Origin of the sequence: Actinoplanes sp. NPDC048796, assembly GCF_040650035.1 — a bacterium.
In the GTDB taxonomy this organism is placed as follows: domain Bacteria; phylum Actinomycetota; class Actinomycetes; order Mycobacteriales; family Micromonosporaceae; genus Actinoplanes.
The window spans coordinates 308,492-331,432 of sequence record NZ_JBEZGO010000008.1 but is presented as its reverse complement, the minus strand read 5'-3'; the positions used below and the strand labels follow the sequence as shown (position 1 = coordinate 331,432).

Here is a 22,941-nt window from a genome sequence, read left to right as displayed (position 1 = left end):
AGGATTCGGCCGAACGGACCGAATGCCGGTTGTGGACCTTGCCGGGGGCGGGGACGGCCCGTACGGTCGCTGGTCATGGAAATGAGGCAGCGGGTGACCACGGCGGCCTGGCTGGCCCTGGCCCAGTGGTCCCAGCGGCTCGGCGCCGACGGCATGGAGGCCATGCGGTCACGGCCCGGCCTGGCCGCGGCCGTCGATCAGCACATCGCGCAGATCCGCGACACCATCGGGCACCCACGGCCGGAGGCGCTCGCCGCCTACGCCGACGGGGTCGCCGACACGGTCATGGCCAAGGGCTGGTCGGCCGACGAGACCGCGAACGGGTGGGAGGGCGCCTCCTGGCCCTCGCTGCACCTGCTCGCGGTCTGCGTCCTGGCCGCCCGTCTCAGCTGAACCGGCGGTTGTCGCCCTCGCCCGGCAGGTCGGCCTCGATGCGCTCCTTGCGCACCTCGCCGCTGACGGTCTCCTCGTCGGTCACGGTCTCCTTGTTCAGGCGGACCCGCTCGACCGGCACGGTCTCGGTCTCCACGACCGGGCGCTCGGCGTGCAGGGTGACCTCGTGCTCCGACTCGGTGAGGTCGGGGCCGGCGAACGCGGCGTCCCGGTTGGCGTCGGTGATCGGCTCGCGCTCGAGGCGGACCTCCTCGCGCTCGACCGGGATGGTGGCCTGCTGCTGCTCGGTCACCACGTACTTGCGCAGGCGGGCCCGGCCGGCCTCCTCGCGCCGCGTCCCGGCCTCGAGGCGCTCCTCGGAGCGGGTCATCGCCCCGTCGTCGTCGTGCCGGGCCGTGTAGTTGTCGTAGTTGTCGTCCTCACGCACCGTCGCGCCGGTGTAGTTGGCGTTTCCGGCGGCCGCGCCGGCCTCGTACGCCCGGTTGCTGTCCTGCCAGCTGAGCCCGTAGTACTCGTACAGCCGCTCGACGTCGTCGTTGGTCAGCGGCTCGTCGTGCGAGGCGTCCACGTTGGGGGCGTCCTTCACCTTGGCCTTGTCGAACGGCAGCACCAGCCGGTCACCCTGAAGGTCGGCCTGGCTCAGCGGCACGAACGACTCCTTGAGGCCGAACAGCCCGGTCTTGACGCTCGCCCACGTGGGCTGCCCGGAGCCGTCCTCCCACACCTGCCCGACACTACCGATCTTGTCGCCGTCGGGGCCGTACACGTCGTGTCCGCTCAGGGCGCGAACCTGGTCCAGAGCAATCATCAGGGGGTCCTCCTTGGAGCTGGGTATGCCCCAATCCGTACCCGCCGCCTTTGCCGCCATGCATGCGATTTCTAAAGTGTTTTACGCGGCCTCGTGGGTATCACCCGATAATGGCGATCTCACGGGAAGATCTTGACAACCTGAGCGGCGCCGAGGTCTACGACAATGCGGACCGGCGCCTCGGCCCGGTCGGCCAGATCTACCTCGACCCGCACGGCGGCGAGCCACTGTGGGTGACGGTCCGGACCGGAGCGCTGACGTTCCAGGAGTCCTTCGTGCCCCTGCGCGGCGCCCGCCTCGACGCCGGGCGGCTGCGGGTGGCGGTCGGCGAAGCCCTGGTCCGGGCCGCGCCCATGGTGGACACCGACGGGCCTTTGGAGTACGCCGACGCGGACCGCCTCCAGGCGCACTACGGCTCCCCGACCAGCGACGACGCCATGACCCGCTCGGAGGAACGGCTGGTCACCGGCGTACGGGAAGAGCCCGTGACCAAGGTCCGTCTCCGCAAGTACGTGGTCACCGAGGAACGTCAGGTGACCGTCCCGGTGACACGCGAGGAGGTCCGGCTGGAGCGCGTGCCGGTCGACGCCCCCGACGCTCCGGCCACCGACACGACCCTCTACGCCGAACGCCCCGTGGTCACCACCGAGAAGGTGCCGGTCGAGCGGGTCCGCCTGCGCAAAGAGACCGTGACCGACGAGGAGACCATTTCCGCTCCGGTCCACAAAGAACAGATCGAATACGAGCCGCCGGCCTGAAAAATGATTATCGCAGTTTATTGAGCGCGTCCCCGTAAAGGCGCGCGGGCACGGCTTCCGGATCGATCAGATGTTGCAGCGCCACCCCGATATCGAGCGCCAGCATCAATGCCGCCAACCGCTCGGCCGGCAGCGCCGAATCGCCATCGAGCGCCGTCACCTGAGCCGCGTGGCTCTCCCGGATGGTCCGCAGCCAGCGCGCGACGACGGCTCGGCTCGCCTCGTCGCGCATGCCGTGCAGCCAGAACTCGGCGAACGCCTGAATGAAGCGGCGGTTCTCCGGCTCGTCGATGGTCGCCTCGTACCGCGCCCCCAGAGCCTCGAGCCAGGACGTCAGCGGCCCGGCCGCCGGCTCCGGGTCGCCGTCACCGGCCAGCTTGCGCTCGAGGATGGCCGCGACCAGGTCGTTCTTGCCGGCGAAGTTGGCGTAGATGGCGCCCTTGGTCAGCCCCGCGTGCCGGGCCACCTCGTCCAGCGACGTGCGATGAATGCCGCGTTCGCCGAAGAGCGTCCTGCTTTCGTACGAGCTGAGCCGTTCCTGCGGGCGACGACCGTCCTCGGCGGCATGGCCAACACCATCGGCGCCGACGGACCCGTACCTGCTGGGCGCTCTCGGGGCTGTGCTGACCCTGCCGTTCCCGGCCTGGAACGCCGCCGTCCTGGCCAGGACCGTCGCCATCACCCCCGAGCACCTGTTCGGCCGCGTGCAGAGCGTGCGCCAGCTGGTCTCCCGGCTCGCCACCCCGTGCGGCCCGCTGCTCGCCGGCCTCGCCTACGAGTCGTTCGGCGGGCACGCGACCGTCCTCATCCTGCTCGCCGCCGCCCTGCTGATGGCCGTCACCGGCAGCACCCTGCGCGAGCCTCGTCACCGGATCCGCCAGTCAATCGACTGATCCACCCCGATGGTCCTCCGGCGAGCCTGGAGGTGGCAGAAACCATCGATGGAAGGACCACGATGCCGCTCAACCTCTTCGGTATCGCCTTCGGGCTCGCCGGGCTGGCCGGCACCTGGACGGCCTCGGCCGCCGCCGGTCTCGTTCCCGCGGTCGTGGGCGACGTGCTCTGGTGGGCGGTGCTGGTCGTCTGGCTGGCCCTGCTGGCCCGCTACTTCACCAAGGCCTCGCCGGCCGACCTGCGCCATCCCATTCTGGGACCGTTCGCCGCGCTGGTGCCCACCACCGGCCTGCTGATGGGCGGCCGCCTGACCGGCGCCTGGCTCACCGGCGGGCGGGTCGTCATCGCCGTGATGCTGGTACTGGCCACGGTCTTCGCCGGCTGGTTCGTGGCCCACCTGCTCAGCGGCGGCCTCGACATCGACACCCTGCACGCCGGCTACCTGCTGCCGACGGTGGCCGCCTCGCTGGTCGGCGCCCAGTCGGCCGCGCTGGCCGGCTGGCACGCCGTCGCGGTCGGCGCGTTCGGCGTCGGCATCCTGTTCTGGTTCCTGATCGGCGCCCTGCTGCTGGGCCGGCTCGCCCTGCGGCCCGCCCTGCCCGGACCGCTGCTGCCCACGATGGCCATCTTCTCGGCCCCGCCGGCCGTCGCCGGCAACGCCTGGTACGCCATCAACGGCGGCACCCTGGACACCATCGACCTGCTGCTGCTCGGCACGATGGTGCCGCTGCTGCTGGTGCAGCTGTTCCTGACCCCGAACTACCTGCGCCAGCCGTTCGCCCACGGCTTCTGGGCCCTGACCTTCACCATCGCCGCCAGCGGCACCTACACCATCCACTGGCTGTCCGGCGAGCACGCGGCGGCCTGGCGCCCCCTGTCCTGGCTGGTCCTGGCCGTCGTCACGGTCCTGATCGGCCTGATCGCCCTCAAGTCGGCCACCCTGGCCCTGCGCAAGCAGTCCCGCCGCCACGCCGCGACGCCGGTCACGGTCGGCTAAAGACCGGGCGCGAGCAGCACGCAGAACTCGTTGCCGCCCGGGTCGGCCAGGGTCCACCACGGCTCGTCCGCGCTGGGCTCGGCCCGGGCGACGGCGCCCGCGGCGAGCAGGGCGGTCAGGTCGCGGTCGCGGGCTTCCAGGTGCCATCGGGTACGGCTGCGGTAGCGCTCGATTCCCGGAACCGGGTCGAAAACCATGTAGTCCCACGGGAACTCGGGGGCGCCGAGCACCGCCGCCGACTCGCCCTCCTCGACCACGCGGCCGCCGAGCACGCCGGCCCACCAGCGGGCCAAGCCGTGCGCGTCGGAGCATTTGACGACGAGCTCGAACATTCCGGCCGGCCGGTCGTCGACCGCCGGGAACGCGCAGAACTCGGTGCCCTCGGGGTCGGCCAGCACGAACCAGGGGTCGTCGCCGGGCGGCCGGACCCCGCCCGGGGTCGGCGGTGTCGAGGACCAGACCGTCGAACTGGGCGATGGGATGCGTCACCTGGCGCAGAGTGTCGGGCAGCATGCCGCCGATTACCGCGCCTCGCCGCCGTTCAAACTCTAACGATCATCCTCGATGGAGTGAACCGTCAGCCGCGACCGTTCGCCGCCGAAGTCCCGCGCGAACGGGCCCGCGTTCCGCTCGTCGGCGAACCACCCGGCCCGGTCGACGTGGACGACCACCCGGTCGTGGCCGTCGACGACCTCGGAGATGCCGCCGCTTTCGACGGTGTCCTGCCAGGCGTCGAGGTTGCGCCCGGCCCAGTCGGGCAGCCCGGCCGGCCCGGCCAGCGCCGCCCAGAAGTCACGCGCCGTCGCGAACACGCGGCCACGCAGGTCGATGACGAGCTCGTTCATTCGTACGCCACGATGTTCACGGCGGCCAGGGCCGCCCCGATCAGCACCGGCCACAACACGACCCCGGTGAACGCCCCGACCGCGTTGTCGGCCCGGGCCCGCCGCTTGTGCCAGACGCCGAGCACCACACACCCGAGAAGCCCGGCGGTCATCGCGGTCAGGGCCACAGCGCTATTGCGTACGGACAAAGCGACGACCACAACCGCAACCCAGATCGCCGCCGTCTGCCCGAGCCCCACGCCCACCGTCCGCACGCACCCAGCCTAGGACCCGGTCTCCACATCACATCTCCAGGTGGGGTCCGTGGCGATGGCGATGACCTCGTCGAGGCGTACCCGGGCCTCGGTCATCGCGGTGATCTCCGCCTCCAGCCGCTTCCGCTCGGCGTCCAGCAGGGCCCGCGAACGCGGCACGCACGCGGCCTCGAGCAGCGGCAGCAGCTCGGCGATCACCCGGCTGGACAGGCTCGCCGCGAACCCGCGCCGGATCAGCGCCACCCGGGCAACGGCCGCCTCGGCGTAGCGGCGGCGGCCCGCCGAGTCCCGCTCGGCCGTCAGCAGGCCCTGCTCCTCGTAGTAGCGCAGCGACCGCACGCTCGCACCGGTGCGGGCGGCCAGCTCCCCGATGCGCACCTATGACCACCACCACAACGCCGGGACCTCACATCAATGTCAGCTCCTAGCGTAGCCACCGCACCCGTTTCCCTCGCTCAGGAGCAGTCACATGACCGGAACGCTCGGCATCATCGGCAGCGGCACCATCGGCTCCGCCCTCGCCCGCAGCGCGGTCGGCGCCGGCCGGCACGTGGTGATCAGCAATTCGCGCGGGCCGGCGAGCCTCGGCGACCTGATCACCGAGCTCGGCCCGCTGGCCCGGGCCGCCACCCCGGCCGAGGCGGCGCGGGCGGGCGACCTCGTCGTCGCGACCATCCCGCTGGCCAACTACGAGCAACTGCCCCAGGAGGCGCTGGCCGGCAAGACGGTGATCGACATTATGAACTACGCACCGGCCGTGACCGGCTGGGCGCGCCCGGAGCTCGACGCCGACGAGCTGACCTCCAGTGAACTCGTGCAGCGGTTCCTGTCGCGCTCCTCGGTGGTCAAGGCGTTTCACGACGTGAACGGCAGACTGCTGCGCGAACTGGCCCGCCCGGCCGGCGCCCCGGACCGCACCGCCCTGCCCATCACGGGCGACGACGCCGCCGCCAAGGCGAGGGTCGCCGAACTGATCGACGACTTCGGTTTCGACACGGTCGACGTGGGCGGCCTCGCCGAAAGCTGGCGCATCGGGCCCAACACCCCGCTGTACTACGAGGTCTTCACCGGAACGGTTCCGCCCGGCCTGAGCCTGCCGGAGATCTACGCCTGGCTGGCCACCACGCCGCTGATCCCCATCTCGGCCGCCACGGTCGCCGAACTGGCCGCCACCACCGAACGCCAACCGGCCGGCTTCCGGATCACCCCCTCGGCCTGACGGATAGGGTCTGGCAGTGATCGACGAACGGGAATCCCGGGGACCGCTGCTGACCGCTGTCGTGATCGGACTCGGCGGGCTCCTGCTGGCGGCGGCCGCCCTGACGGTGGCCAGTCCGGCCATCACGGTCGGGCTGCTCCCGGACTGGCTCGCCGACCACGACGCCGCCCAGCTGACCATGCGCATCGCCGGCTGGGTGGTGATCGTGGTGGTCGTGCTGTGTCTCGTCGTGGCCGCCCGCTGGACCGCCTCCCACATCGCCGGCCGGATGCCCGCCCGCTCAACGGTGGTCAAGGGGCTCGCCGGCTCCGCCGTCGTGGCGTTCTGGCTGCTCTGCGTGGCGCTTCCCATGATCGCCGACAGGGATCCGGGGCTGCTGCGGGACGCCGCCCCGCAGACCTTCGGCGACTACTCGTCGATCGACCGGACCATGCTCCTCAGCGGCCTGCTGGCCCTGGGCCTGCCGCTGCTGGCCGCCCTGGTGGCCGGGGTTCGTTACCGGGCGCGCGGAACAGCCGGCGTACTCGTCGTCCTGGTCCTGGTGATCTTCTTCCCGGTCGTCACCTCGGTCCGGAACGGTGTCAACCACCTGCAGGACGAGCGCCGCCACCACCGAACCGAATGCGTCTACTTCGTCGGCGGTTACGACTGCCCGGGCGATTAGGGTACGCGGGCCACGAAACCGTTGCAGGCCACATCCTCCGCCGCCGGGCGGGGCTGCGGCTCGTCCGAGGCGTGCCAGTGGGCGACCGACGCCACGCCCGGGTCGACCAGTTCGAGGCCCTCGAACAGGCGCGCGAAATCCGCGCCGTCGCGGGCCTGGAAACGGCCGTCCGGGTTGGCCGCGGTCAGCTTGGCGATCGCCTCGGCCGGCAGGTATTCCCAGGTGGCGTGGGTCGCCGCGACGTAGCTGCCGGGGGGCAGGGCGTCGAGCAGCGTACGGATGACGCCGGTGACGTCCTCGTCGTCGCGGATGAAATGCAGCACCGCGATCAGCAGCAGCCCGACCGGCTCGCTCAGGTCGAGGGTGGCCTTGAGGTCGGCGTGGTCCAGGATGGACCGGGGATCGCGCAGGTCGGCGTCGAGGTACGCCACGGTGCCGGCCGGCGCGCTCGTCAGCAGCGCCCGGGCGTGGCTGAGCACGATCGGATCATTGTCGACGTACACGATCCGGCTGGCCGGGTCGACGGCCTGGACCACCTCGTGGGTGTTGCCGGGCGCCGGGATGCCGGTGCCGATGTCGAGGAACTGCCGCACCCCGCGGTCCGCGATGAGCCTGGCCGCACGGCCCAGGAAACGGCGATTTTCCAAGGCCATCGTACGGATCGACGGCATGGCCGCCTCGATCGCGTCACCGGAGGCCCGGTCGGCCGCGAAGTGGTCCTTGCCGCCCAGCCAATAGTTGTAGCGCCGCGCCGGATGAGCGACCGTGGTGTCCACCCTGTCCAAAGCCGACCCCCGCGTTTAATACATCGACAGTGCACACATCCTAGAGCGATCACAGCCCGGCCTGGTAGGCCAGGACCCCCCGGTTGACCAACTTGATCGCTTCGCGGGCCGTGTCGCGCACGTCGGCCGAGGCCGCCGACGCCTCCCGGATCTGGCCGAGCAGGTCGAGCACCTGACGGGCCCACCGCACGAAGTCGCCGGCCGGCATGTCGGCGTCGAAGTTGTGCCCGCTGGCCAGTACCCGGGCCAGCGGCTCACCCCGGGCCCACCGGTACATCGGCCAGACGAAACCGGGGTCGGGCTCGCGGGTCAGGCTGAGCCCGTGGCCGGACTCGTCGGCCGCGATCTCGCCCCACAACTTCGTGCACGCGTCGACCGCCGAGGTGACCGGCCCCTTCGGCACCGACGCCCGGTCGTCGCCCTCGCGGCGCGACTCGTAGAGCACCATGGACACCGCGGCCGCCAGCTCGTCGGGGGCCAGCCCGTCCCAGACGCCCTGCCGCAGGCACTCGGCGACCAGCAGGTCGGCCTCGGACCAGATACGGCCCAGCATCCGCCCGGCCTGGGTCACCTCGCCGTCCCCGCTCAGGTAGCCGCGCTCGGCCAGCACCGCGCAGACCTGGTCGAACGTGCGGGCGAGCGACCCCGTACGCCCGGCGACCTTGTCCCGCAGCGCCTCGGTGTCACGCTCGAGCCGGTGCCGCCGCTCGGCCCAGCGGGCGTGTTCCTCGCGATCGGGGCAGGCGTGACACGGATGCTGCCGCAGCCGCACCTTGAGCAGGGCGATCTCGGCGTCCTCACCCGGCTGGGCGCCCTTGTTGCGCCGGCGGCCGCTGCCGTGCCGGTCGAGGCCGGTGGCGGCGATCTGGGCGGCCAGGTCACGCCGGGCGCCCGGCGAGCGGTGGTTGAAGTGTTTCGGCACGCGCAGCCGCTCCAGCACCTCGGCCGGCCCGCCGAAGTCGGCCGGGCTGACCCGCCCGGCCCAGCGGTCCTGGGTGAGCACGAGCGGGCGCGGCTCGCCGAAGCCACCGGTCGGCGCCTCGAGCACGACGGCCAGCCCCGCCCGGCGGCCCTGCGGCACCCGGATCACGTCGCCCACCCGCAGTTTCTCCAGCGAGGAGGTCGCGGCCGCGCGGCGCTGCGAGGCGCCCTCGCGGGCCATGGCCCGCTCCCGGTCGGCGATGGCGACGCGAATGGCGAAGTACTCGTCGAAGTCACCGTGGTGGCAGGCGGCGTCATTGCCGTACGTCTGCATGGTGTCGACGTTGCGCTGCACCTGCCGCGCCAGCCCGACCACCGACCGGTCGGCCTGGAACTGCGCGAACGACGACTCGAGCAGCTCCCGCGATTTCTCGGCCCCGACGGTGCCGACGAGATTGACGGCCATGTTGTACGACGGACGGAACGACGACCGCAGCGGGTAGGTCCGCGTGGACGCGAGCCCGGCCACGTGCCGCGGGTCGACCTCGGGGCTCCACAGCACGACCGCGTGACCCTCGACGTCGATGCCCCGCCGGCCGGCCCGGCCGGTGAGCTGCGTGTACTCCCCCGGGGTCAGGTCGACGTGGGCCTCGCCGTTGAACTTGACCAGCCGCTCCAGCACGACACAGCGGGCCGGCATGTTGATGCCCAGCGCCAGCGTCTCGGTGGCGAACACGGCCTTGACCAGGCCCTGCACGAAGCACTCCTCGACCGCCTCCTTGAAGGCGGGCAGCATGCCGGCGTGGTGGGCGGCCAGGCCCCGCTCGAGACCGTCGAGCCACTCCCAGTAGCCCAGCACCGACAGGTCCTCGCGCGGGATGCTGGCCACCTTCGCCTCGGCGATGCGCCGGATCTCGGCCCGCTCCTCGGCGTCGGTGAGCCGCAGCCCCGCGCTCAGGCACTGCTGCACGGCGGCGTCACAGCCGGCCCGGCTGAAGATGAACAGGATCGCCGGAAGCAGGCCGGCCCGCTCCAGGCGGTCGACGACCTCGGCCCGCGGCGGCGGCTGCCACCGCTTCGAGCGTCCACCGCGAGGACCGTACGACCGATCGGTCAATTCGAGGCGGCGTTGCATCTCACGGGTGTAACGCAACAGCTCAGGGTGCACGTCGTGCTTCTTGGCGGCGTCGGCGTCGTGGAACAGGTCGAACATCCGGCGGCCGACCAGCATGTGCTGCCAGAGCGGCACGGGCCGGTGCTCACTGACCACGACCTCGGTCTGCCCGCGCACGGTGACCAGCCAGTCGGCGAACTCCTCGTAGTTGCTGACCGTCGCCGACAGGGAAACAAGGGTGACGGACGCCGGAAGGTGGATGATCACCTCTTCCCAGACGGCGCCCCGGAACCGGTCGGCCAGGTAGTGGACCTCGTCCATCACCACGTACGCCAGGTTCTTGAGCGCCGAGGAGCCCGAGTAGAGCATGTTGCGCAGCACCTCGGTGGTCATGACGACCACCGGCGCGTCCCCGTTGATGGCGTTGTCGCCGGTCAGCAGGCCCACCTTGTCCGGGCCGTACCGCTCGACGAGATCGTGGTACTTCTGGTTGGACAGCGCCTTGATCGGCGTGGTGTAGAAGCACTTGCGCTCGCCGGCCCGCAGAGCGAGGTGCACGGCGAACTCGCCCACCACGGTCTTGCCGGCACCGGTGGGCGCGCAGACCAGCACGCCACTGCCACGCTCGAGCGACTCACAAGCGGCACGCTGGAAGTCGTCGAGGTCGAAACCGACGTCGAGCATGAAATCGTCCAGCGCCGGAAACTCGGCCACCCGGGCCGCCCGCCGCTTCGATTCCGCATACCGTTCGGCGGGACTCGTCATGACCACAAGGCTAGTTCGTGGGTGTGACAACTTGCAGCACGGGCACGATAGGTATGGTGCTCCCGTGCCGGATGTTGAATCGACCGATCACCCTCCCCATCGGCCGCACCGTCAGGTCGACGCCGTGCTGTTCGACTTCCACGGCACGTTGGCGCAGGTAGAGGACCCGGTAACCTGGGTTCTGGCCGCGGCCGCGGCATGCGGTCACAGCCTCGACCGAGGCAAGGCCACCGTCCTGGCCGACCGCCTGGTCATGGCCGGCCGCGCCGGCGGCCCGCTTCCCACCCGCGTACCCCCACACCTGGCCGAACACTGGTCCGACCGCGACCTGTACGCCCACAGCCACCGAGCCGCCTACACCGGCCTGGCCGCCACGGTGGCCACGGACGTGGAGGGTCTGGCCGACGCCCTGTACGACCGTCTGCTGGGCCCCGACGGCTGGCTCCCCTACGCGGACACGGCGTCCACACTGCGCACCCTGCACGAGGCGGGCATCAAGGTGGCGGTGGTGAGCAACATAGGTTTCGACATCCGCCCCCACTTCGACGCGTGGGGCATGTCGCCCTTGGTGGACGCGTTCGCCCTGAGCTACGAGCTGGGCCGCACAAAGCCCGACCCGGCCATCTTCCTGCGCGCGTGCGGCATGGTCGGCGCCGACCCGGAACGCACCCTGATGGTCGGCGACACACCGGCCGACGCGGGCGCGGTCAAGGCGGGCTGCGCGGCCCTGGTCCTCCCCGCAGCCGAACCGGGCCGCCCCAACGGCTTGGCCGCCACGCTGGCACTGGCAGGGTGCGCGGCTTAGCGGTCTGGTCGCTTTGGGGCAGTTCGCCGCTTTCGGCGGTACGGAGGTGTGGGGTCGCGCTTCAAAGCCCGCCTCACCTCTCCACCTACCCGCTACCGCGGCTCTCTCGCCTCTCGAGTTACCGGCTTCCACGCCCGGCCTCGCGCCTCCGCTCACCCGCTTCCACGCCGGCTCGTCGTCCGCTTCCACGCCCGCCTCACCGCCTCGCCCCTCCCCTTCCACGCCCACCTCGCCCCTGCGCCCCTCCCCTTCCACGCCCACCTCGCCCCTGCGCCCCTCCCCCCATGCCCGCCTCGCCGCTCGGCTCGCCCACTTCCAGGCCCGCCTCGCCCTGCGCCCTCCCCTTCGACGGCTGCCTCGCCGCTCCGCTCGCCCGCCTACCCCTCACTCACCTGCTTCCACGCCCGCCTCGCCGCTCCGCCCAGCCGATTCGACCTCGCCGGCGGCGCCCCGCCGGCCACAGCGCGAGGCGCCGAGCCGCTCCGATACCCGCCTCACCCGGCGGCCGGTCGCGCTCCACTTCCACGGAACGGGCGTGCCTGGGCCCACTGCAACACCGACCTCACCCGCAGCGACCGATTGCGCCCACTTCCCATGGCGCCGGCTTCGCCTTTGGAGGGGCGGTTTGTTCGGCTCTCCACGGCACTGGGTGCCGAGTCGCGCATGGTGGCCCGACTTGCGCTTCGTGCGCTCCGGGCCTCGCGCACCTCGGCCCGCCTTTTTCCATGATTTGATTCATGTAATACCAGGCGCAGAGTGCTGGCACAAGTTGGCATGATCGAGAACCGATTCCGGATGGCCCGCCCTCGCCGATCGCGAGATAATTGGTCATGCATTACCAGCAGATCGGCCTATTCTCTCGCAAGCAGATGTCCGCGATGAGCGATCGAACACTGTCCCGCAAATGGTCACCCGGAAACGACGCCGAGCGACGCAAACTGGATCGCCGCCGAAAATGGGGCCTAGCTCAGCGTCACGGAATCAAGCTTTTCCGTTTACGAATGGAGGAAAGCCACCACCAGGCCGAGCAAGAAGCCAAGGCGCAACCACAAGCGGCAGCACCGCCCTCACCCCCGCAGCCGCCGGCACCCACGTCGGTTCCACCATCGCCGACATCCGTTCCACAGCCGTCAGCAACAGCCCCAGTTCCAGAGCCATCAACAGCCAGGCCCAGCCCTCAGCCGCAGGCGATCCCACCAACCCGCACGCCCAGCCCTCAGCCGCAAGCGATCCCACCCACACCCACGCCGAACCCTCAGCCGCAGGCGATCCCACCCACTCCGACACTTGCCCCTCCACCGCCGATGGCCCTTGCGACGCGACCGACTCCCACGCCGAGCCCACGCCCGCCAGCGATCACTGCGCCGACGCCACCGATGACGAATTCTGCCGCAGCCTCAATGTCAGCGAGTTCCGTCCCCCATTCGCGTGCCACGATTGCGGTAACGCGGTCGCGACCGACCATGACCAGTCGGAGCTCGCCGAATCAGGCCAGGACAAAAGCTCACGGACACTTCACCGCGCCTGCGTTCGAACGGGAGATCCGGTCGCCGCTTGCCGCACTCATCGGCGCAAGCCAACGAAAGCGTGCACTCTGTCGCACTCGCGCAAATATAGTCGATATCCGCAACTCAACGCCGAGAGAACGTCCGCCAAAGACTATACCGCCGAAGTGCACCACGCATACCGGCGGAATGCAGGAACTCGGCCATTCTCGCGAGGCGTGCGGCCGCAATAGTTCGGCATTAACGAGAGGCCGTCGGACCGTCACGCGGCCGCCTTGGTCGACGTCGGACGGAGGGAAGGTCAAACACGCCAGCCGCAAGCGACCGTCATCGGGCCGTCGTGCCGCACGCCCAAAACGTGGGCCGCCGTCGAGCCGATTCTGACCATCAGCGCACGTCTGCGACGGCCCATGCAGTCGACCGCGGCAAGACCGCGATCAAGGAAGGGGCCGTAGCCACCTGCGATCAGGGAAGGGGGCGTAGCCACCCAGGTGGTCTTGAGGGAGGGTCACGAGAAGGCACCCAAGGCGAGAACCTCAGCGAACCCCGAACGGCTCGGGCTCGCTGCCGCAACCTCGCGGGTGGGTCACGCGTAAGCGTCCAACGCGTGCCGTGGCGAACCTTGGCCAGTTCTAGCCTGGTACTCACAGCCTCGCGAGAAGGTCATGAGTAGGCGGCACGACCCCCCTGGCCGGACCTTGAACGGCTCGGGTTCGCTGCCGCGACCTCGCGGATGGGTCAGGCGTAGGCGTCGAGGGCGAGGCCCTGGCGGACCTTGAGTGGCTTGGGGTCGGTGGCGGCGGCCTGGCGGTCGGCCACGGCCTGCTCGATTGCGCCTAGGGTCGGCTTCTCGGCCGCGGCGGTGGGCTTCGTGGCGTCGGTGGGAGTGGCGCCGCCGGGCTTCGTGGAGCTGGAAGACTTCGCGGTGTCGGAGGACTGCGCGGTGTCGGAGGACTGCGCGGTGTCGGAGGACTTAGCGCGGGCGGCGTTGGCCTTCTCGGACTGGGCGGCAGCGGCCTCGGCCATGTCCTTCAGGGTGCTGCGGGCGCTGTTGAAGGCGGCGGACGCAAGCGAACTGAGCGAGGTCATCTGCATGCCTTCACGTTCGGCCGTGGGCCGCGATTCTGACCGTGTGGCTAGCGGAGCAACCGGACTGCACCCGGCACACACGTAATGTCGAGCTCCAAAGGGCCGACCCGCTCGCCGTCGGCGTAGCCGATGATGCCGGGCGAGCGGAGGCGCACCTGTTTTGCGCGGAATGTCTGGACACGCCGGTCATGGATGTGTGTGCCGCGATTGAGGCGTGGTTTGAGGCGGGCCAGGGCCAGACGGCCGAAGGGTACGGCGACAACAACATCGAGCAGGCCGTCGTACGGGTCGGCGCCCGGCAAGATGCGCATGCCGCCGCCGTAGCTGGCACAGTTGCCTACCGCCACCAGCATGCCGGTGAAGCCGTGGTCGGCGCCGTCGGTCTCCAGCTCGTAGACGCGCGGGCGCAGGCGGGCCAGCTCGAGCAGGATGGCCAGGTCGTAGCGGCGAGGCCCGCGCGGCCAGCGCATCCGGTTGGCCCGCTCGTTCACCAAGGCGTCGAAACCCCCGGCAAGCACCGCCCCGAACCAGCGGACCTGCCCCTCGGCCGCGACATCCCGATCCGCAGCCGGACCGACACCCCCGCCGGCGGCTGCGCCAAGGTCAGCGACCCCACCGCCAGCGGCCGACCCGAGGTCGACGACGGCACCGCGGTCGGCGCCCGGAGAGGCCAAGCCGAGGTCAACGACATCACCGCGGTCGGCGCCCGGAGAGGCCAAGCCGAGGTCAACGACATCACCGTGGTCGGCGCCCGGAGAGGCCAAGCCGAGGTCAACGACATCACCGCGGTCGACGGCCGGGGAGGCCGAGCCGAGGCCGTCGGTGGCCGGGCCAAGGTTGAAGACGGCACCGCGATCGGTGGCCGAGCCGGAATCGGCGGTGGGAGCGCGATCGGCGGCTCGAGAGAGGTCGATGCCAGAACTGCGATCAGCAGCGGCGGCGAGGGCGGTCGGAGCAAGGCGAGTCATGCGGGCCAGGTCGATGCCGACCGTCCGGTTTGCGGCGATGGCGCGGGTGATGACCGTGGCGGCTTCGGAGGGGTCGGTGGGGAGGCCTACGCCGGCTGCGAAGTCGTTGCCTGTGCCGGCGGGGATCACGCCGAACGGGATCTGGGTGCCCGCCACCGCCTGCAGAGCGCGATGCACGGTTCCGTCGCCGCCCACGGCGACCAAGGCCAGCGGGCCCGACGAGACGGCCTCGCGGCATGCTCGTTCGGCGTCGGGGCCGCTGTGGGCTTCCAGGACGCGTACGGCACCCGCCTGGGACAGGGTCTTCAGAGCCGCCGACAGCAGATCGCGGTGCCGGCCTCGCCCCGCGGAGGGGTTGGCCAGCACCGCGATCTCATTGCTCGTCACAGCCGAGGAGCGTAGACCCTACGAGATGTCGTCGAATCGTCCGTCCAGCGGGCGTGGCTTGGACACCGGGCTCGGGGCCTCGATCGGTGTCGGCGCCTCGATCGGGTCGGACGCGCCGACCGGCACCCGGTCGTCGGCCAGCGGTGAGATCTCGTCGTCGCTCAGGTCGGCGTAGAGCTCCTTGCCGCGGCCCTTGCGCTTGTCGTTCAGGAAGGCGACGCCGACCGCGATCCAGTACAGCAGGATCATGCAGGCGGCCAGCAGCGTCATGCCGAACGGGCCCGGGTCGGGGGTGGCGATCGCCGCGAAGGCGAACGACAGGAAGACCACGATCCGCCACCAGCCCGCCAGCCGGCGGGCCGAGACCACGCCGGTGAAGTTGAGCATGAGCAGGATCAACGGGAACTCGAAGGCCGCTCCGAAGATCAACAACATGTTGGTCACGAAGCCGACGTACGACGACACTTCTAGTTTGGTGCTCTCCCCCAGGACACCGGCCTCCATGATGAAGGCGAGGCTGTGGCCGACCACCAGGTAGGCCAGCACGGCGCCGGCCACGAACAGCGGCACGGAGATCGCGACGAAGACGTACGCCCACTTGCGCTCGTGGCGGTGCAGGCCGGGCGCGATGAACGCCCACAGCTGGTAGAGCCAGACCGGCGCGCCGACGATCAGGCCGACCCACAGGGCGATCTTGAGGCGGAGCAGGAGCTGGTCGCCGACGCCGAGCACGATCCAGTCGCAGTACTGAGTGCCGTCGGCGCGGCGCGCTTGCGAGCTCGGCAGCCGGCAGTACGGCTCCTCGAGCAGGTGGAACACCCACTTCGAGAGGATGAAGCCGACGATCAGGCCCACCACCAGGCCGAGCGAGGCGATGAACAGCCGGTTGCGCAACTCCCTGATGTGGTCGATCAGGGTCATCGAGCCGTCGGCCGCCTGCTCGAACTTGCTAGGCCCTCTGTTGCGGCGAAGGGTCAGCTGCATGGCCGAGGGTCAGCGGTCGTTGGTGCGCTGCACCGGGTCGACGTACGGCTGCGCCGGCGGCTGCTGCGGCTGCTGGTACGCCGACGCCGGCGGTGGCGGAGCCTGCTGGTACGCCGCGGAGGGCGGCGGCGGAGCCTGCTGGTAACCGCCGGGCTGCTGCACCTCGCCCTGCAGGGGCTGCCGGCCGTACTGCGGCTCGGCCTTCTCGGCGACGTCGTTGTTGTCGTCGACCAGGCCCTTGGTCTCGGCCTTGATGATCCGCAGCGACCGGCCCAGGGAACGAGCCGCGTCGGGAAGACGCTTCGCGCCGAAGAGCAGCACGAGGACCACCACGAAAACGATGATGTGCCATGGCTTGAGGGCGCCCATGGGTTTACTCCAGTCGGTCGGATCAGTTGTGCGGGGTCCATCGTACGTGTCAATTCTGGGGAGTTGACCCCGTGGACCCACTGGTTTTGGCACTATCTCCCGAAGTCTTGGACAACGGGGAAGGAACGCGGACGCTACCGTCGCGTCAAAGATCTGTAAAGACTATTGCCGGAGCTGCGGAAGCGATTCGGCCTTGCGCTGCAGCGCTTCGACCTCTTTCTGCAGCTCGAGCACCTCGGCCTGGCGGCGCTGCAGCTTCACGACGGCACGGCGAAGCCCGCCCAGCGGGCCGAGGAGCCGTCCGCCGGCGAAGCCGAGAATGACCAGCGCGACCACCACGACGGCGATCCAGATCCACATCAGCACCGGGCCACCCTACCGGCCGGGCGTGCTGTACTGATCCAGCGCGGCCGTGGCCTGGTCGTGAATCCGGGTCAGCAGCTCGGGCGGGCCGAGCACGGTGACGTCCGGCCCGAGGCCGAGCAGCAGCCGCTGGGCCCAGCCCAGGTCGGTGACCCGCATGGTCACGACCCATTCGTCGCCGCTGCGCGTCACCTCCTCCACCGGGTAGTACTCGGTGATCCACCGGCTGCCCCGGCCCACCCGCAGCGTCACCAGCTGCAGTTCCGGGCCCGGCCGGAAGACGCCCTCGCTCACGTCGTGCGGCACGGCCTCCTCCGGAGGCAGGGACGGTTCTTCGAGTTCCTCGTACGCGTCGACGCGGTCCACACGGAACAGCCGGGTCCCTTCGGCCCGGCGGCACCAAGCCTCCAGATAGGCCCGTCCGTCGACCATGACCATCCGCATCGGGTCGACGACCCGCTCGGTGGTCTCGTCGCGGGCCGCCGTGTAGTACGTCATCCGCAGCGCGTGCCCGCGCTCGACCACGGCCCGGAACTCGTCGAGCCGCTTCTCGTTGCCCGGCAGCCGCACCTCCACCGGCGCGTCGGCCTGGTCGCCGGCCGCCGTCTCGATCTTGGCGAGGGCGCGCTCGATGACGTCGCGGTTGCCCGTGCCGGGCGTCTCGGCCAGCATCCGCAGCGCCACCACCAGGGCCAGGGCCTCGTCCTGGGTCAGGCGCAGCGGCCGGTCGATGCCGGCGTCGTGGCTGATCGTCACCGTCGAGTCGTCCAGCGCCATGTCGATCAGGTCGCCGGGGCCGTAGCCGGGCAGCCCGCACACCCAGAGCAGTTCGAGGTCCTCGCGCAGCGTCTTCTCGCTGACCCCGAAGTCGGCCGCGGCCTCCGAGACGAGGATCCCGGGCCGGGCCAGCAGGTACGGGACGAGGTTGAGCAGCCGGCCGAGGCGATCACCGGTGGGACGGGGTCCGGTCATGAGCGGGCCACCACTTCCTTGAGACGCTGGATCACGGCGTCGCGCACCTCCGGCGGTCCCTCGACCCGGACGTCCGGCCCGTAGCCCACGATCTTCGACGCCAGGTAGTCGGCGTCGCCGTACGACAGGGTCAGCCGGTCGCCGTCCGGCCCGGGCACCGTGTCGGTGGCCCAGCGGCGCAGCATGGCGCCGCGCCCCGGCTTGACGATGACGGTGGCCCGGCCGTTGTGGGCCACCGGTCCCGACCACTTGGCGACGTGGCTGATCAGGTCGGGGTTCTCGGGCGGGGTGAACGCGTCGGGGCGGCCCACCGGCTTGACCGCGCCGACGATGCGCGAGAGCCGGAAGCAGCGGGTGGCGTCGCGGTCGCGGTCGTGCCCGACCACGTACCACCGGCCCCGCCAGCACACCACGCCCCACGGCTCCAGCCGGCGGGTGGCCGGGTCGTCGACCTCGGGCACCCGGTACGAGAACGTCACCGCCCGGCGGTCGCGCGCCGCCGCCGCCAGCGGACCGAACGCCGGGTCGACCGTGACGACCGGCTCGACGCCGAGGGTGGCCTGCGGGTCGACCTCGACGCCGGCCGCGCGCAGCTTGGCCAGCCCGGAGGACGCGGCGGCGGCCAGGCCCGCGTGCTGCCAGAGCCGGGCGGCGATGCCGACCGCGGCCGCCTCGTCGGGCTCCAGCAGAATGTCCGGCAGCGCGTACTCGCGGTGCGCGATGCGGTAGCCCGGCTCCTGGTCGAAGACGCTGGCCGTGCCGGTCTCCAGCGGCACGCCGAGCTCGCGCAGCTCGGCCTTGTCGCGCTCGAACTTGCGCTGGAAGGCCTCGTGGTCGCGCGGGTCCTCGGGGTCGTGCTCGTAACCGGGCACGGTCAGGGCGATCTGCGCGGCGGTGAGGAACCGTCGCGTGGACAGAAGGCAGATCACCAGGTTCACCAGGCGCTCGGTGCGGGTGCGCGACACGATTGGCAACGCTAGCAGCAAGGACGCCGGGGTGACGTACGCGCTACTCCCCGGCGGTTTCCGGTGGCCTCCGCCAGGAAAGGATGCCCGGGTGAGTCCCGCACAGACCCCAGACGAGCAGTTCCCGGTCGGCCTGGCCGCCGCCGAACCACTCAATCCGTTCGATTCGCCCCAACAGTCCGAAGAACCGGAGAATGAGAGCGTCGGCACCGTCGTGGTCGCCGGCGCCGCCAACCTGGGCATCGCCGCCGCCAAGCTGGTCGCTGGCCTGATCTCCGGGTCGGCCGCCATGATCTCCGAGGCCGCCCACTCGCTGGCCGACACGATCACCGAGGTGTTCCTCTTCGTCGCGCTGCGCCGCGGCGCCCAGCCGGCCGACGAGGAACACCCGTTCGGGTACGGCAAGGAGGGCTACGTCTGGGCCTTCATCGCCGCGATCTTCACCTTCGTGGGCGGCGCCGGCTTCTCGATCTACCACGGCGTCATGACGATCATCGACGGCGAGCACAGCGGCAACTACCTGTGGTCGTACATCGTCCTGGTCGTCTCCTTCGTCGCCGAGGGCATCTCGTTCCTGCGCGCGCGCCGGCAGGTGGCCGGCGAGTCGATGCGCTGGGGCATCAGCCCGTGGCGGTTCCTGCGGCTCACCCCCGACACCACGGTCAAGGCCGTCTACTTCGAGGACTCGGCCGCCCTGATCGGCCTGATCCTGGCCGGCGCCGGCCTCGGCCTGTCCCAGCTGACCGGCGACGAACGGTGGGACGGCGCGGCCTCGGTGGCCATCGGCGTGCTGCTGTTCCTGGTCGCGATGATCCTGGCCAAGAGCAACGCGTCGCTGCTGGTCGGCCGGGCGGTGCCGCGCCAGGTGCACAACCTGATCGCCCAGGACCTCAACTCGATTCCGATCGTGGTGGCCGTGCCGACCCTGCTGACCATGCAGCTCGGCCCGGGCGACATCCTGGTCGCGGCCAAGGTCGACTTCGTCGACGAGTGCACGGGCGCCGACATCGAGGCCGCCTCCGACGAGGCCGAACGCCGGCTGCGGGCCCGTTTCCCCGGCATCCGGTACGTCTTCCTCGACCCGACCCGGGGCATGGCCGGACGCAACCACATCGACGGCGGCATCGACGGATAGGGTCTGACGCCATGGTGCGGTGGCGGTCGGGGACGGTTCAGGCGGTACGGCGTCGGTGGCGAGGCGCCGTCGAACTGGACGTCGTCACTTCCGACGGCCCCCTCCGGGCGCTCGCCTACCCGGCGCTGGTCGGCTCGCCGGCCGAGGGCGACCGCGTGCTGCTCAACGTGGGCGCCCTGGTGATGGGCCTCGGCACCGGCGGCTACGCCCTGGTGGTGGCCCTGCCCGACCGGCTGCCGGCCGATCCCGTGGACGACGGCACCACCCGCGACGCCGGGCATCTGGTCAAGGCGCGCTACACGCCGTCGCAGGTCATCGGGCTCGGCGTCGACGAGGAGGCCTCACCGCACCGCGCGGTCATGGAGGCGGCGACGTCGCTGGACGGCATGCCGGTGGTCACGGCCGATCTCCACTCGGCCCTGCCGGCCATCCTGGCCGGGGTTCTGGCCACGGAGCCGGGCGCCCGGGTCGCCTATGTGATGACCGACGGCGGGGCATTACCGGCGTGGTTCTCCCGTACGCTCGACGGGCTCGCCGGCCACTTGGCCGGCACCGTCACCACGGGTCAGGCCTTCGGCGGCGACCTCGAGGCCAGCACCGTGCACACGGGTCTGCTGGCCGCCCGCCACGTCCTCGGCGCCGACGTCGCGATCGTCGCCCAGGGCCCCGGCAACCTGGGCACCGGCACCCCGTGGGGCTTCTCCGGGGTGGCCCTGGGCGAGGCCGTCAACGCGATCGGCACCCTCGGCGGCCGCCCGGTCGGCTCCCTGCGCCTGTCCACCGGCGACGCCCGGGCCCGGCACCAGGGCCTCTCCCATCACAGCCTGACCGCGTACGGGAAAGTGGCCCTGCTCCCGGCCGACCTGCCGGTCCCCGCCGGCCTCGAGGCGTCCCTGCGGGCCGAGATCGAGCCGCTCGCGGCGAGGCACCGCATCGTCACCGTCCCGGTCGACGGCCTGGACGAGGCGCTGCGGGCCTCCCCGGTCACCCTGTCGACGATGGGCCGCAAACTCGACGAGGACCACACGTACTTTATGGCCGCCGCGGCCGCCGGACGGCACGCGGCGAGCCTGCTCAGCTGAGCTTGCGGACCAGCGTCACGCCGTCGCGAACGGGCAGCAGGACCGACTCGACCCGGTCGTCGGTGACGATGCGGTCGTTGAGGGTGCTCACCACGACGTCGGACTCGTTGCCGGGGTTCAGGACCCGGCCGTCGCGCAGGGTGTTGTCCAGCACGAGCAAGCCACCGGGGCGCAGGCGCGGGATCAGCTCGTCGTAGTACTCCGGGTAGCCGGTCTTGTCGGCGTCGACGAACGCGAAGTCGACCTCCGGCGCCGAGGGCAGCGTCCGCAGCGTGTCGCCGGCCGGGCCCAGGCGCAGCTCGATCCGGTCGTCGACGCCGGCGCGCTGCCAGAAGCGGCGGGCCACCGCCGTGTACTCCTGCGAGACGTCGCAGCACAGCAGCCGGCCGTCCTTCGGAAGTCCCCGCGCGATGCACAGACCCGAATAGCCGGTGAAGACGCCGACCTCGACGGCATTGCGGGCGCCGGTCAACCGGACGAGCATGGTGAGCAGCTCGCCCTCGTCGTGCGAGATCTGCATGCCGGCCGCGTCCGGGAACAGGCGCCGGGTCTCGGCGGCCAGGTCCCGCAGGACGTCGTCCTGGGGCGTGCAGTGGGCCAGGAGGTAGTCGCTGATCGTGTCGCTGAGGATTTCCGCCATGCCCTCCACCGTTGACCCTTCGCGTCCCGCCCGCAAGACCGGGAGCCGACGGCACCCCCGGCGCATCGCGCTTGTCGCCGTGCTCGCGCTGGCCGCGTGCTCGGACACGGCGGCCGAACCGCCCGAGGTGCTGAGGCTGGCGTCACCGGGGACGGTCGTCGACTGTGGAACGTTCCGCCTGGAGGACCGGCAACTGCCCCAGGAGGCGGGGCTGTGCCTGCTCGGGGCGGCGCGGCAGGGGCAGATCGCCCGCCTCGAGGTGACCGCGCCGACGACCGAGGGCGACCCCATCACCACCGTGTACGCGACGAGGCCGGACGGCGGCGTCGAGGTGGTCGAGGACAACCGGCGGGATTCGCGGGGCTCGCGGGAGGTCACGCGCGAGGTCTGCACGGGTCCGGCCATCGGGGAGTACGGGCTGCAGTTCAGCCAGTGCGGTAAGCCCCCGGAGTAGTGCCCAGGACGGCCCGGAACGCCCGCCGCAGCTGAGTCTCCCCGCCGAAGCCGCAGGCGGTCGCGAGGCCGGCCACCGCCCGGTGCGGGTGCAGCCGCAGCAGCCGCGCCGCCTCGGCCACCCGCAGCCGGCGCAGTTCCCCGGCCCACGACAGCGGCTCCCCCGCGAAGCTCCGGAACAACGCCCGCCGCGACAGGTGGCAGGCCCGCGCCACGGCATCGGCGTCGAGGCCCGGATCCCGGTAGGCCTTACCCAGATACTCCAGCACCCGCTCGCGGGCGCTCGCCGCCGGCGATCCGGCAGCGCCCGCGAGCGCCAGCGCCTCTCCCAGCAGTCCGATGCCATAAGGGGCGAAACGGGCGGAGACATGTGGCGTCAGCGAGCGGAAGAACGCCACCACCGGGTCGGCCCCCTCGACCGGGACGGCGGTCGCGCGGGGCGACGGCCAGGACGGCAGCAGGTGGGCGGGGACCTGGACGACGATCTGCTCGAACGGGGCCGGGAAGGTGAACGCGAACGGCCGGGTGCTGTCGCAGAAGACCAGGTCACCCGGTTTCAGCCGGGACGTGCGGCCGTCCTGCGACACCTCGCTGTGGCCGCTCACCTGGATGGTGGCCAGCGCGTACGCCTCGGCCCGGTCGTCGGTGCGCCGCACCCGGTGCGGGGACGCGGCCACGGTGGTGATCCGCAGGTCGCCGTCGCCCGCGGGCCGCAGCCGGGCCTCGAACGGGGCCGGGCCGAGCGGCTGGGCGGTCAGCGGGACGAACGTCCGGCTGATCGCCGCCCGGTAGTCGCTGAACTCCATG

26 protein-coding genes and 2 pseudogenes are annotated in these 22,941 nt (G+C 71.3%); 10 read left to right on the top strand and 18 right to left on the bottom strand.

Annotated elements, in window-relative coordinates; translation table 11 throughout:
• Positions 1-75: 75 nt before the first annotated feature.
• Complete coding sequence (locus tag AB0C26_RS30850) at positions 76-393, top strand: DUF6401 family natural product biosynthesis protein (RefSeq protein ID WP_360254608.1); 318 nt, start codon at positions 76-78, stop codon at positions 391-393.
• On the opposite strand, the gene AB0C26_RS30845 is transcribed toward AB0C26_RS30850, so the two are convergent.
• Positions 386-1,201, bottom strand: a complete 816-nt coding sequence (locus AB0C26_RS30845; RefSeq protein WP_360254606.1) for a PRC and DUF2382 domain-containing protein — start codon at positions 1,199-1,201, stop codon at positions 386-388. The two genes, AB0C26_RS30850 and AB0C26_RS30845, sit on opposite strands and share 8 nt — an antisense overlap.
• 110 nt (positions 1,202-1,311) lie before the next feature.
• Between AB0C26_RS30845 and AB0C26_RS30840 the strand changes: the two genes are divergently transcribed.
• Positions 1,312-1,959, top strand: coding sequence for a PRC and DUF2382 domain-containing protein (locus tag AB0C26_RS30840; protein WP_360254604.1), 648 nt, complete (start codon positions 1,312-1,314; stop codon positions 1,957-1,959).
• 7 nt (positions 1,960-1,966) lie between these two features.
• Here the strand turns inward: AB0C26_RS30840 and AB0C26_RS30835 are convergent, their stop codons facing one another.
• Positions 1,967-2,425, bottom strand: a complete 459-nt coding sequence (locus AB0C26_RS30835; protein ID WP_360254602.1) for a TetR/AcrR family transcriptional regulator — start codon at positions 2,423-2,425, stop codon at positions 1,967-1,969.
• 22 nt (positions 2,426-2,447) lie between these two features.
• Here AB0C26_RS30835 and AB0C26_RS30830 point away from each other — a divergent pair, with 22 nt between their 5' ends.
• Together AB0C26_RS30830 and AB0C26_RS30825 are read left to right on the top strand one after the other, a co-directional pair.
• A complete protein-coding gene (locus AB0C26_RS30830) occupies positions 2,448-2,852 on the top strand; it encodes a hypothetical protein (protein WP_360254600.1) in 405 nt (134 codons plus the stop codon).
• A gap of 62 nt (positions 2,853-2,914) precedes the next feature.
• A complete protein-coding gene (locus AB0C26_RS30825; protein WP_360254598.1) occupies positions 2,915-3,850 on the top strand; it encodes a transporter in 936 nt (311 codons plus the stop codon).
• Here AB0C26_RS30825 and AB0C26_RS30820 read toward each other — a convergent pair.
• The 4 genes from AB0C26_RS30820 to AB0C26_RS30805 all read right to left on the bottom strand — a co-directional run bounded on the left by AB0C26_RS30820 (position 3,847) and on the right by AB0C26_RS30805 (position 5,327).
• Complete coding sequence (locus AB0C26_RS30820) at positions 3,847-4,248, bottom strand: VOC family protein (protein ID WP_360254596.1); 402 nt, start codon at positions 4,246-4,248, stop codon at positions 3,847-3,849. The genes AB0C26_RS30825 and AB0C26_RS30820 overlap by 4 nt on opposite strands.
• Before the next feature lie 150 nt (positions 4,249-4,398).
• On the bottom strand, positions 4,399-4,695 hold the full coding sequence (locus tag AB0C26_RS30815; RefSeq protein ID WP_360254594.1) for a barstar family protein: 297 nt from the start codon (positions 4,693-4,695) through the stop codon (positions 4,399-4,401).
• On the bottom strand, positions 4,692-4,949 hold the full coding sequence (locus AB0C26_RS30810) for a hypothetical protein (RefSeq protein WP_360254592.1): 258 nt from the start codon (positions 4,947-4,949) through the stop codon (positions 4,692-4,694). The genes AB0C26_RS30815 and AB0C26_RS30810 overlap by 4 nt, the downstream gene beginning before the upstream one ends.
• Before the next feature lie 9 nt (positions 4,950-4,958).
• On the bottom strand, positions 4,959-5,327 hold the full coding sequence (locus tag AB0C26_RS30805) for a MerR family transcriptional regulator (RefSeq protein ID WP_360254590.1): 369 nt from the start codon (positions 5,325-5,327) through the stop codon (positions 4,959-4,961).
• A gap of 91 nt (positions 5,328-5,418) precedes the next feature.
• Between AB0C26_RS30805 and AB0C26_RS30800 the strand changes: the two genes are divergently transcribed.
• Both AB0C26_RS30800 and AB0C26_RS30795 read left to right on the top strand, forming a co-directional pair.
• Positions 5,419-6,168 (top strand): NAD(P)-binding domain-containing protein, encoded by a 750-nt coding sequence (locus AB0C26_RS30800; protein WP_360254588.1) that lies wholly within the window; start codon positions 5,419-5,421, stop codon positions 6,166-6,168.
• Positions 6,169-6,184: 16 nt separating this feature from the next.
• Complete coding sequence (locus AB0C26_RS30795; RefSeq protein ID WP_360254586.1) at positions 6,185-6,832, top strand: hypothetical protein; 648 nt, start codon at positions 6,185-6,187, stop codon at positions 6,830-6,832.
• On the opposite strand, the gene AB0C26_RS30790 is transcribed toward AB0C26_RS30795, so the two are convergent.
• Both AB0C26_RS30790 and AB0C26_RS30785 read right to left on the bottom strand, forming a co-directional pair.
• Complete coding sequence (locus AB0C26_RS30790; RefSeq protein ID WP_360254584.1) at positions 6,829-7,617, bottom strand: SAM-dependent methyltransferase; 789 nt, start codon at positions 7,615-7,617, stop codon at positions 6,829-6,831. The two genes, AB0C26_RS30795 and AB0C26_RS30790, sit on opposite strands and share 4 nt — an antisense overlap.
• A 49-nt stretch (positions 7,618-7,666) precedes the next feature.
• A complete protein-coding gene (locus AB0C26_RS30785) occupies positions 7,667-10,417 on the bottom strand; it encodes a DEAD/DEAH box helicase (protein WP_360254582.1) in 2,751 nt (916 codons plus the stop codon).
• Positions 10,418-10,481: 64 nt separating this feature from the next.
• Here AB0C26_RS30785 and AB0C26_RS30780 point away from each other — a divergent pair, with 64 nt between their 5' ends.
• The gene (locus AB0C26_RS30780; RefSeq protein WP_360254580.1) at positions 10,482-11,222 is read left to right on the top strand and encodes an HAD-IA family hydrolase; all 741 of its coding nucleotides are present in this window, start codon (positions 10,482-10,484) and stop codon (positions 11,220-11,222) included.
• Between the two features lie 2,243 nt (positions 11,223-13,465).
• Here AB0C26_RS30780 and AB0C26_RS30775 read toward each other — a convergent pair.
• From AB0C26_RS30775 to AB0C26_RS30740, 8 genes and pseudogenes are all read right to left on the bottom strand, one after another.
• A complete protein-coding gene (locus AB0C26_RS30775; RefSeq protein ID WP_360254578.1) occupies positions 13,466-13,822 on the bottom strand; it encodes a hypothetical protein in 357 nt (118 codons plus the stop codon).
• A gap of 41 nt (positions 13,823-13,863) precedes the next feature.
• Positions 13,864-14,367: pseudogene (locus AB0C26_RS30770) on the bottom strand (sphingosine kinase); the annotation flags it as partial.
• A 465-nt stretch (positions 14,368-14,832) separates the two neighbouring features.
• Positions 14,833-15,150 (bottom strand): annotated as a pseudogene (locus tag AB0C26_RS30765) (acylglycerol kinase family protein); the annotation flags it as partial.
• 39 nt (positions 15,151-15,189) lie between these two features.
• Positions 15,190-16,155 carry a twin-arginine translocase subunit TatC gene (gene tatC, locus AB0C26_RS30760; RefSeq protein ID WP_360254576.1) on the bottom strand — a complete coding sequence of 322 codons (966 nt, stop codon included), beginning with the start codon at positions 16,153-16,155 and terminating at the stop codon, positions 15,190-15,192.
• A 9-nt stretch (positions 16,156-16,164) separates the two neighbouring features.
• Positions 16,165-16,524 carry a Sec-independent protein translocase subunit TatA gene (gene tatA, locus AB0C26_RS30755; RefSeq protein WP_360254574.1) on the bottom strand — a complete coding sequence of 120 codons (360 nt, stop codon included), beginning with the start codon at positions 16,522-16,524 and terminating at the stop codon, positions 16,165-16,167.
• Between the two features lie 162 nt (positions 16,525-16,686).
• Entirely contained in the window at positions 16,687-16,884 is a 198-nt protein-coding gene (locus tag AB0C26_RS30750) for a hypothetical protein (RefSeq protein WP_360254796.1), read from the bottom strand.
• Between the two features lie 15 nt (positions 16,885-16,899).
• The gene (locus AB0C26_RS30745) at positions 16,900-17,859 is read right to left on the bottom strand and encodes a YafY family protein (protein WP_360254572.1); all 960 of its coding nucleotides are present in this window, start codon (positions 17,857-17,859) and stop codon (positions 16,900-16,902) included.
• Positions 17,856-18,824: a WYL domain-containing protein gene (locus AB0C26_RS30740; protein WP_360254570.1), complete on the bottom strand. Its 969-nt coding sequence runs from the start codon at positions 18,822-18,824 to the stop codon at positions 17,856-17,858. The genes AB0C26_RS30745 and AB0C26_RS30740 overlap by 4 nt, the downstream gene beginning before the upstream one ends.
• Before the next feature lie 133 nt (positions 18,825-18,957).
• Here AB0C26_RS30740 and AB0C26_RS30735 point away from each other — a divergent pair, with 133 nt between their 5' ends.
• Positions 18,958-19,959: a cation diffusion facilitator family transporter gene (locus AB0C26_RS30735; protein WP_360254794.1), complete on the top strand. Its 1,002-nt coding sequence runs from the start codon at positions 18,958-18,960 to the stop codon at positions 19,957-19,959.
• Positions 19,960-19,970: 11 nt separating this feature from the next.
• Positions 19,971-21,041: a DUF3866 family protein gene (locus AB0C26_RS30730; protein WP_360254568.1), complete on the top strand. Its 1,071-nt coding sequence runs from the start codon at positions 19,971-19,973 to the stop codon at positions 21,039-21,041.
• Here AB0C26_RS30730 and AB0C26_RS30725 read toward each other — a convergent pair.
• Complete coding sequence (locus AB0C26_RS30725) at positions 21,034-21,681, bottom strand: class I SAM-dependent methyltransferase (RefSeq protein ID WP_360254566.1); 648 nt, start codon at positions 21,679-21,681, stop codon at positions 21,034-21,036. The genes AB0C26_RS30730 and AB0C26_RS30725 overlap by 8 nt on opposite strands.
• On the opposite strand from AB0C26_RS30725, the gene AB0C26_RS30720 reads away from it, so the two are divergent.
• Entirely contained in the window at positions 21,680-22,135 is a 456-nt protein-coding gene (locus tag AB0C26_RS30720) for a DUF4362 domain-containing protein (protein WP_360254564.1), read from the top strand. The genes AB0C26_RS30725 and AB0C26_RS30720 overlap by 2 nt on opposite strands.
• Here the strand turns inward: AB0C26_RS30720 and AB0C26_RS30715 are convergent.
• Positions 22,107-22,940 (bottom strand): helix-turn-helix domain-containing protein, encoded by an 834-nt coding sequence (locus AB0C26_RS30715; protein ID WP_360254562.1) that lies wholly within the window; start codon positions 22,938-22,940, stop codon positions 22,107-22,109. The two genes, AB0C26_RS30720 and AB0C26_RS30715, sit on opposite strands and share 29 nt — an antisense overlap.
• Position 22,941 lies beyond the last annotated feature (1 nt).

What these genes read in the sequence shown, in the direction of transcription:
- AB0C26_RS30850 (WP_360254608.1), top strand. Translation starts at nt 76, where the DNA reads ATGGAAATGAGGCAGCGGGTGACCACGGCGGCCTGGCTGGCCCTGGCC.
- AB0C26_RS30845 (WP_360254606.1), bottom strand. Translation starts at nt 1,201, where the DNA reads ATGATTGCTCTGGACCAGGTTCGCGCCCTGAGCGGACACGACGTGTAC.
- AB0C26_RS30840 (WP_360254604.1), top strand. Translation starts at nt 1,312, where the DNA reads ATGGCGATCTCACGGGAAGATCTTGACAACCTGAGCGGCGCCGAGGTC.
- AB0C26_RS30830 (WP_360254600.1), top strand. Translation starts at nt 2,448, where the DNA reads ATGCCGCGTTCGCCGAAGAGCGTCCTGCTTTCGTACGAGCTGAGCCGT.
- AB0C26_RS30825 (WP_360254598.1), top strand. Translation starts at nt 2,915, where the DNA reads ATGCCGCTCAACCTCTTCGGTATCGCCTTCGGGCTCGCCGGGCTGGCC.
- AB0C26_RS30815 (WP_360254594.1), bottom strand. Translation starts at nt 4,695, where the DNA reads ATGAACGAGCTCGTCATCGACCTGCGTGGCCGCGTGTTCGCGACGGCG.
- AB0C26_RS30800 (WP_360254588.1), top strand. Translation starts at nt 5,419, where the DNA reads ATGACCGGAACGCTCGGCATCATCGGCAGCGGCACCATCGGCTCCGCC.
- AB0C26_RS30785 (WP_360254582.1), bottom strand. Translation starts at nt 10,417, where the DNA reads ATGACGAGTCCCGCCGAACGGTATGCGGAATCGAAGCGGCGGGCGGCC.
- AB0C26_RS30775 (WP_360254578.1), bottom strand. Translation starts at nt 13,822, where the DNA reads ATGCAGATGACCTCGCTCAGTTCGCTTGCGTCCGCCGCCTTCAACAGC.
- tatC (WP_360254576.1), bottom strand. Translation starts at nt 16,155, where the DNA reads ATGCAGCTGACCCTTCGCCGCAACAGAGGGCCTAGCAAGTTCGAGCAG.
- tatA (WP_360254574.1), bottom strand. Translation starts at nt 16,524, where the DNA reads ATGGGCGCCCTCAAGCCATGGCACATCATCGTTTTCGTGGTGGTCCTC.
- AB0C26_RS30750 (WP_360254796.1), bottom strand. Translation starts at nt 16,884, where the DNA reads ATGTGGATCTGGATCGCCGTCGTGGTGGTCGCGCTGGTCATTCTCGGC.
- AB0C26_RS30745 (WP_360254572.1), bottom strand. Translation starts at nt 17,859, where the DNA reads ATGACCGGACCCCGTCCCACCGGTGATCGCCTCGGCCGGCTGCTCAAC.
- AB0C26_RS30730 (WP_360254568.1), top strand. Translation starts at nt 19,971, where the DNA reads ATGGTGCGGTGGCGGTCGGGGACGGTTCAGGCGGTACGGCGTCGGTGG.
- AB0C26_RS30720 (WP_360254564.1), top strand. Translation starts at nt 21,680, where the DNA reads ATGCCCTCCACCGTTGACCCTTCGCGTCCCGCCCGCAAGACCGGGAGC.
- AB0C26_RS30725 (WP_360254566.1), bottom strand. Translation starts at nt 21,681, where the DNA reads ATGGCGGAAATCCTCAGCGACACGATCAGCGACTACCTCCTGGCCCAC.
- AB0C26_RS30715 (WP_360254562.1), bottom strand. Translation starts at nt 22,940, where the DNA reads ATGGAGTTCAGCGACTACCGGGCGGCGATCAGCCGGACGTTCGTCCCG.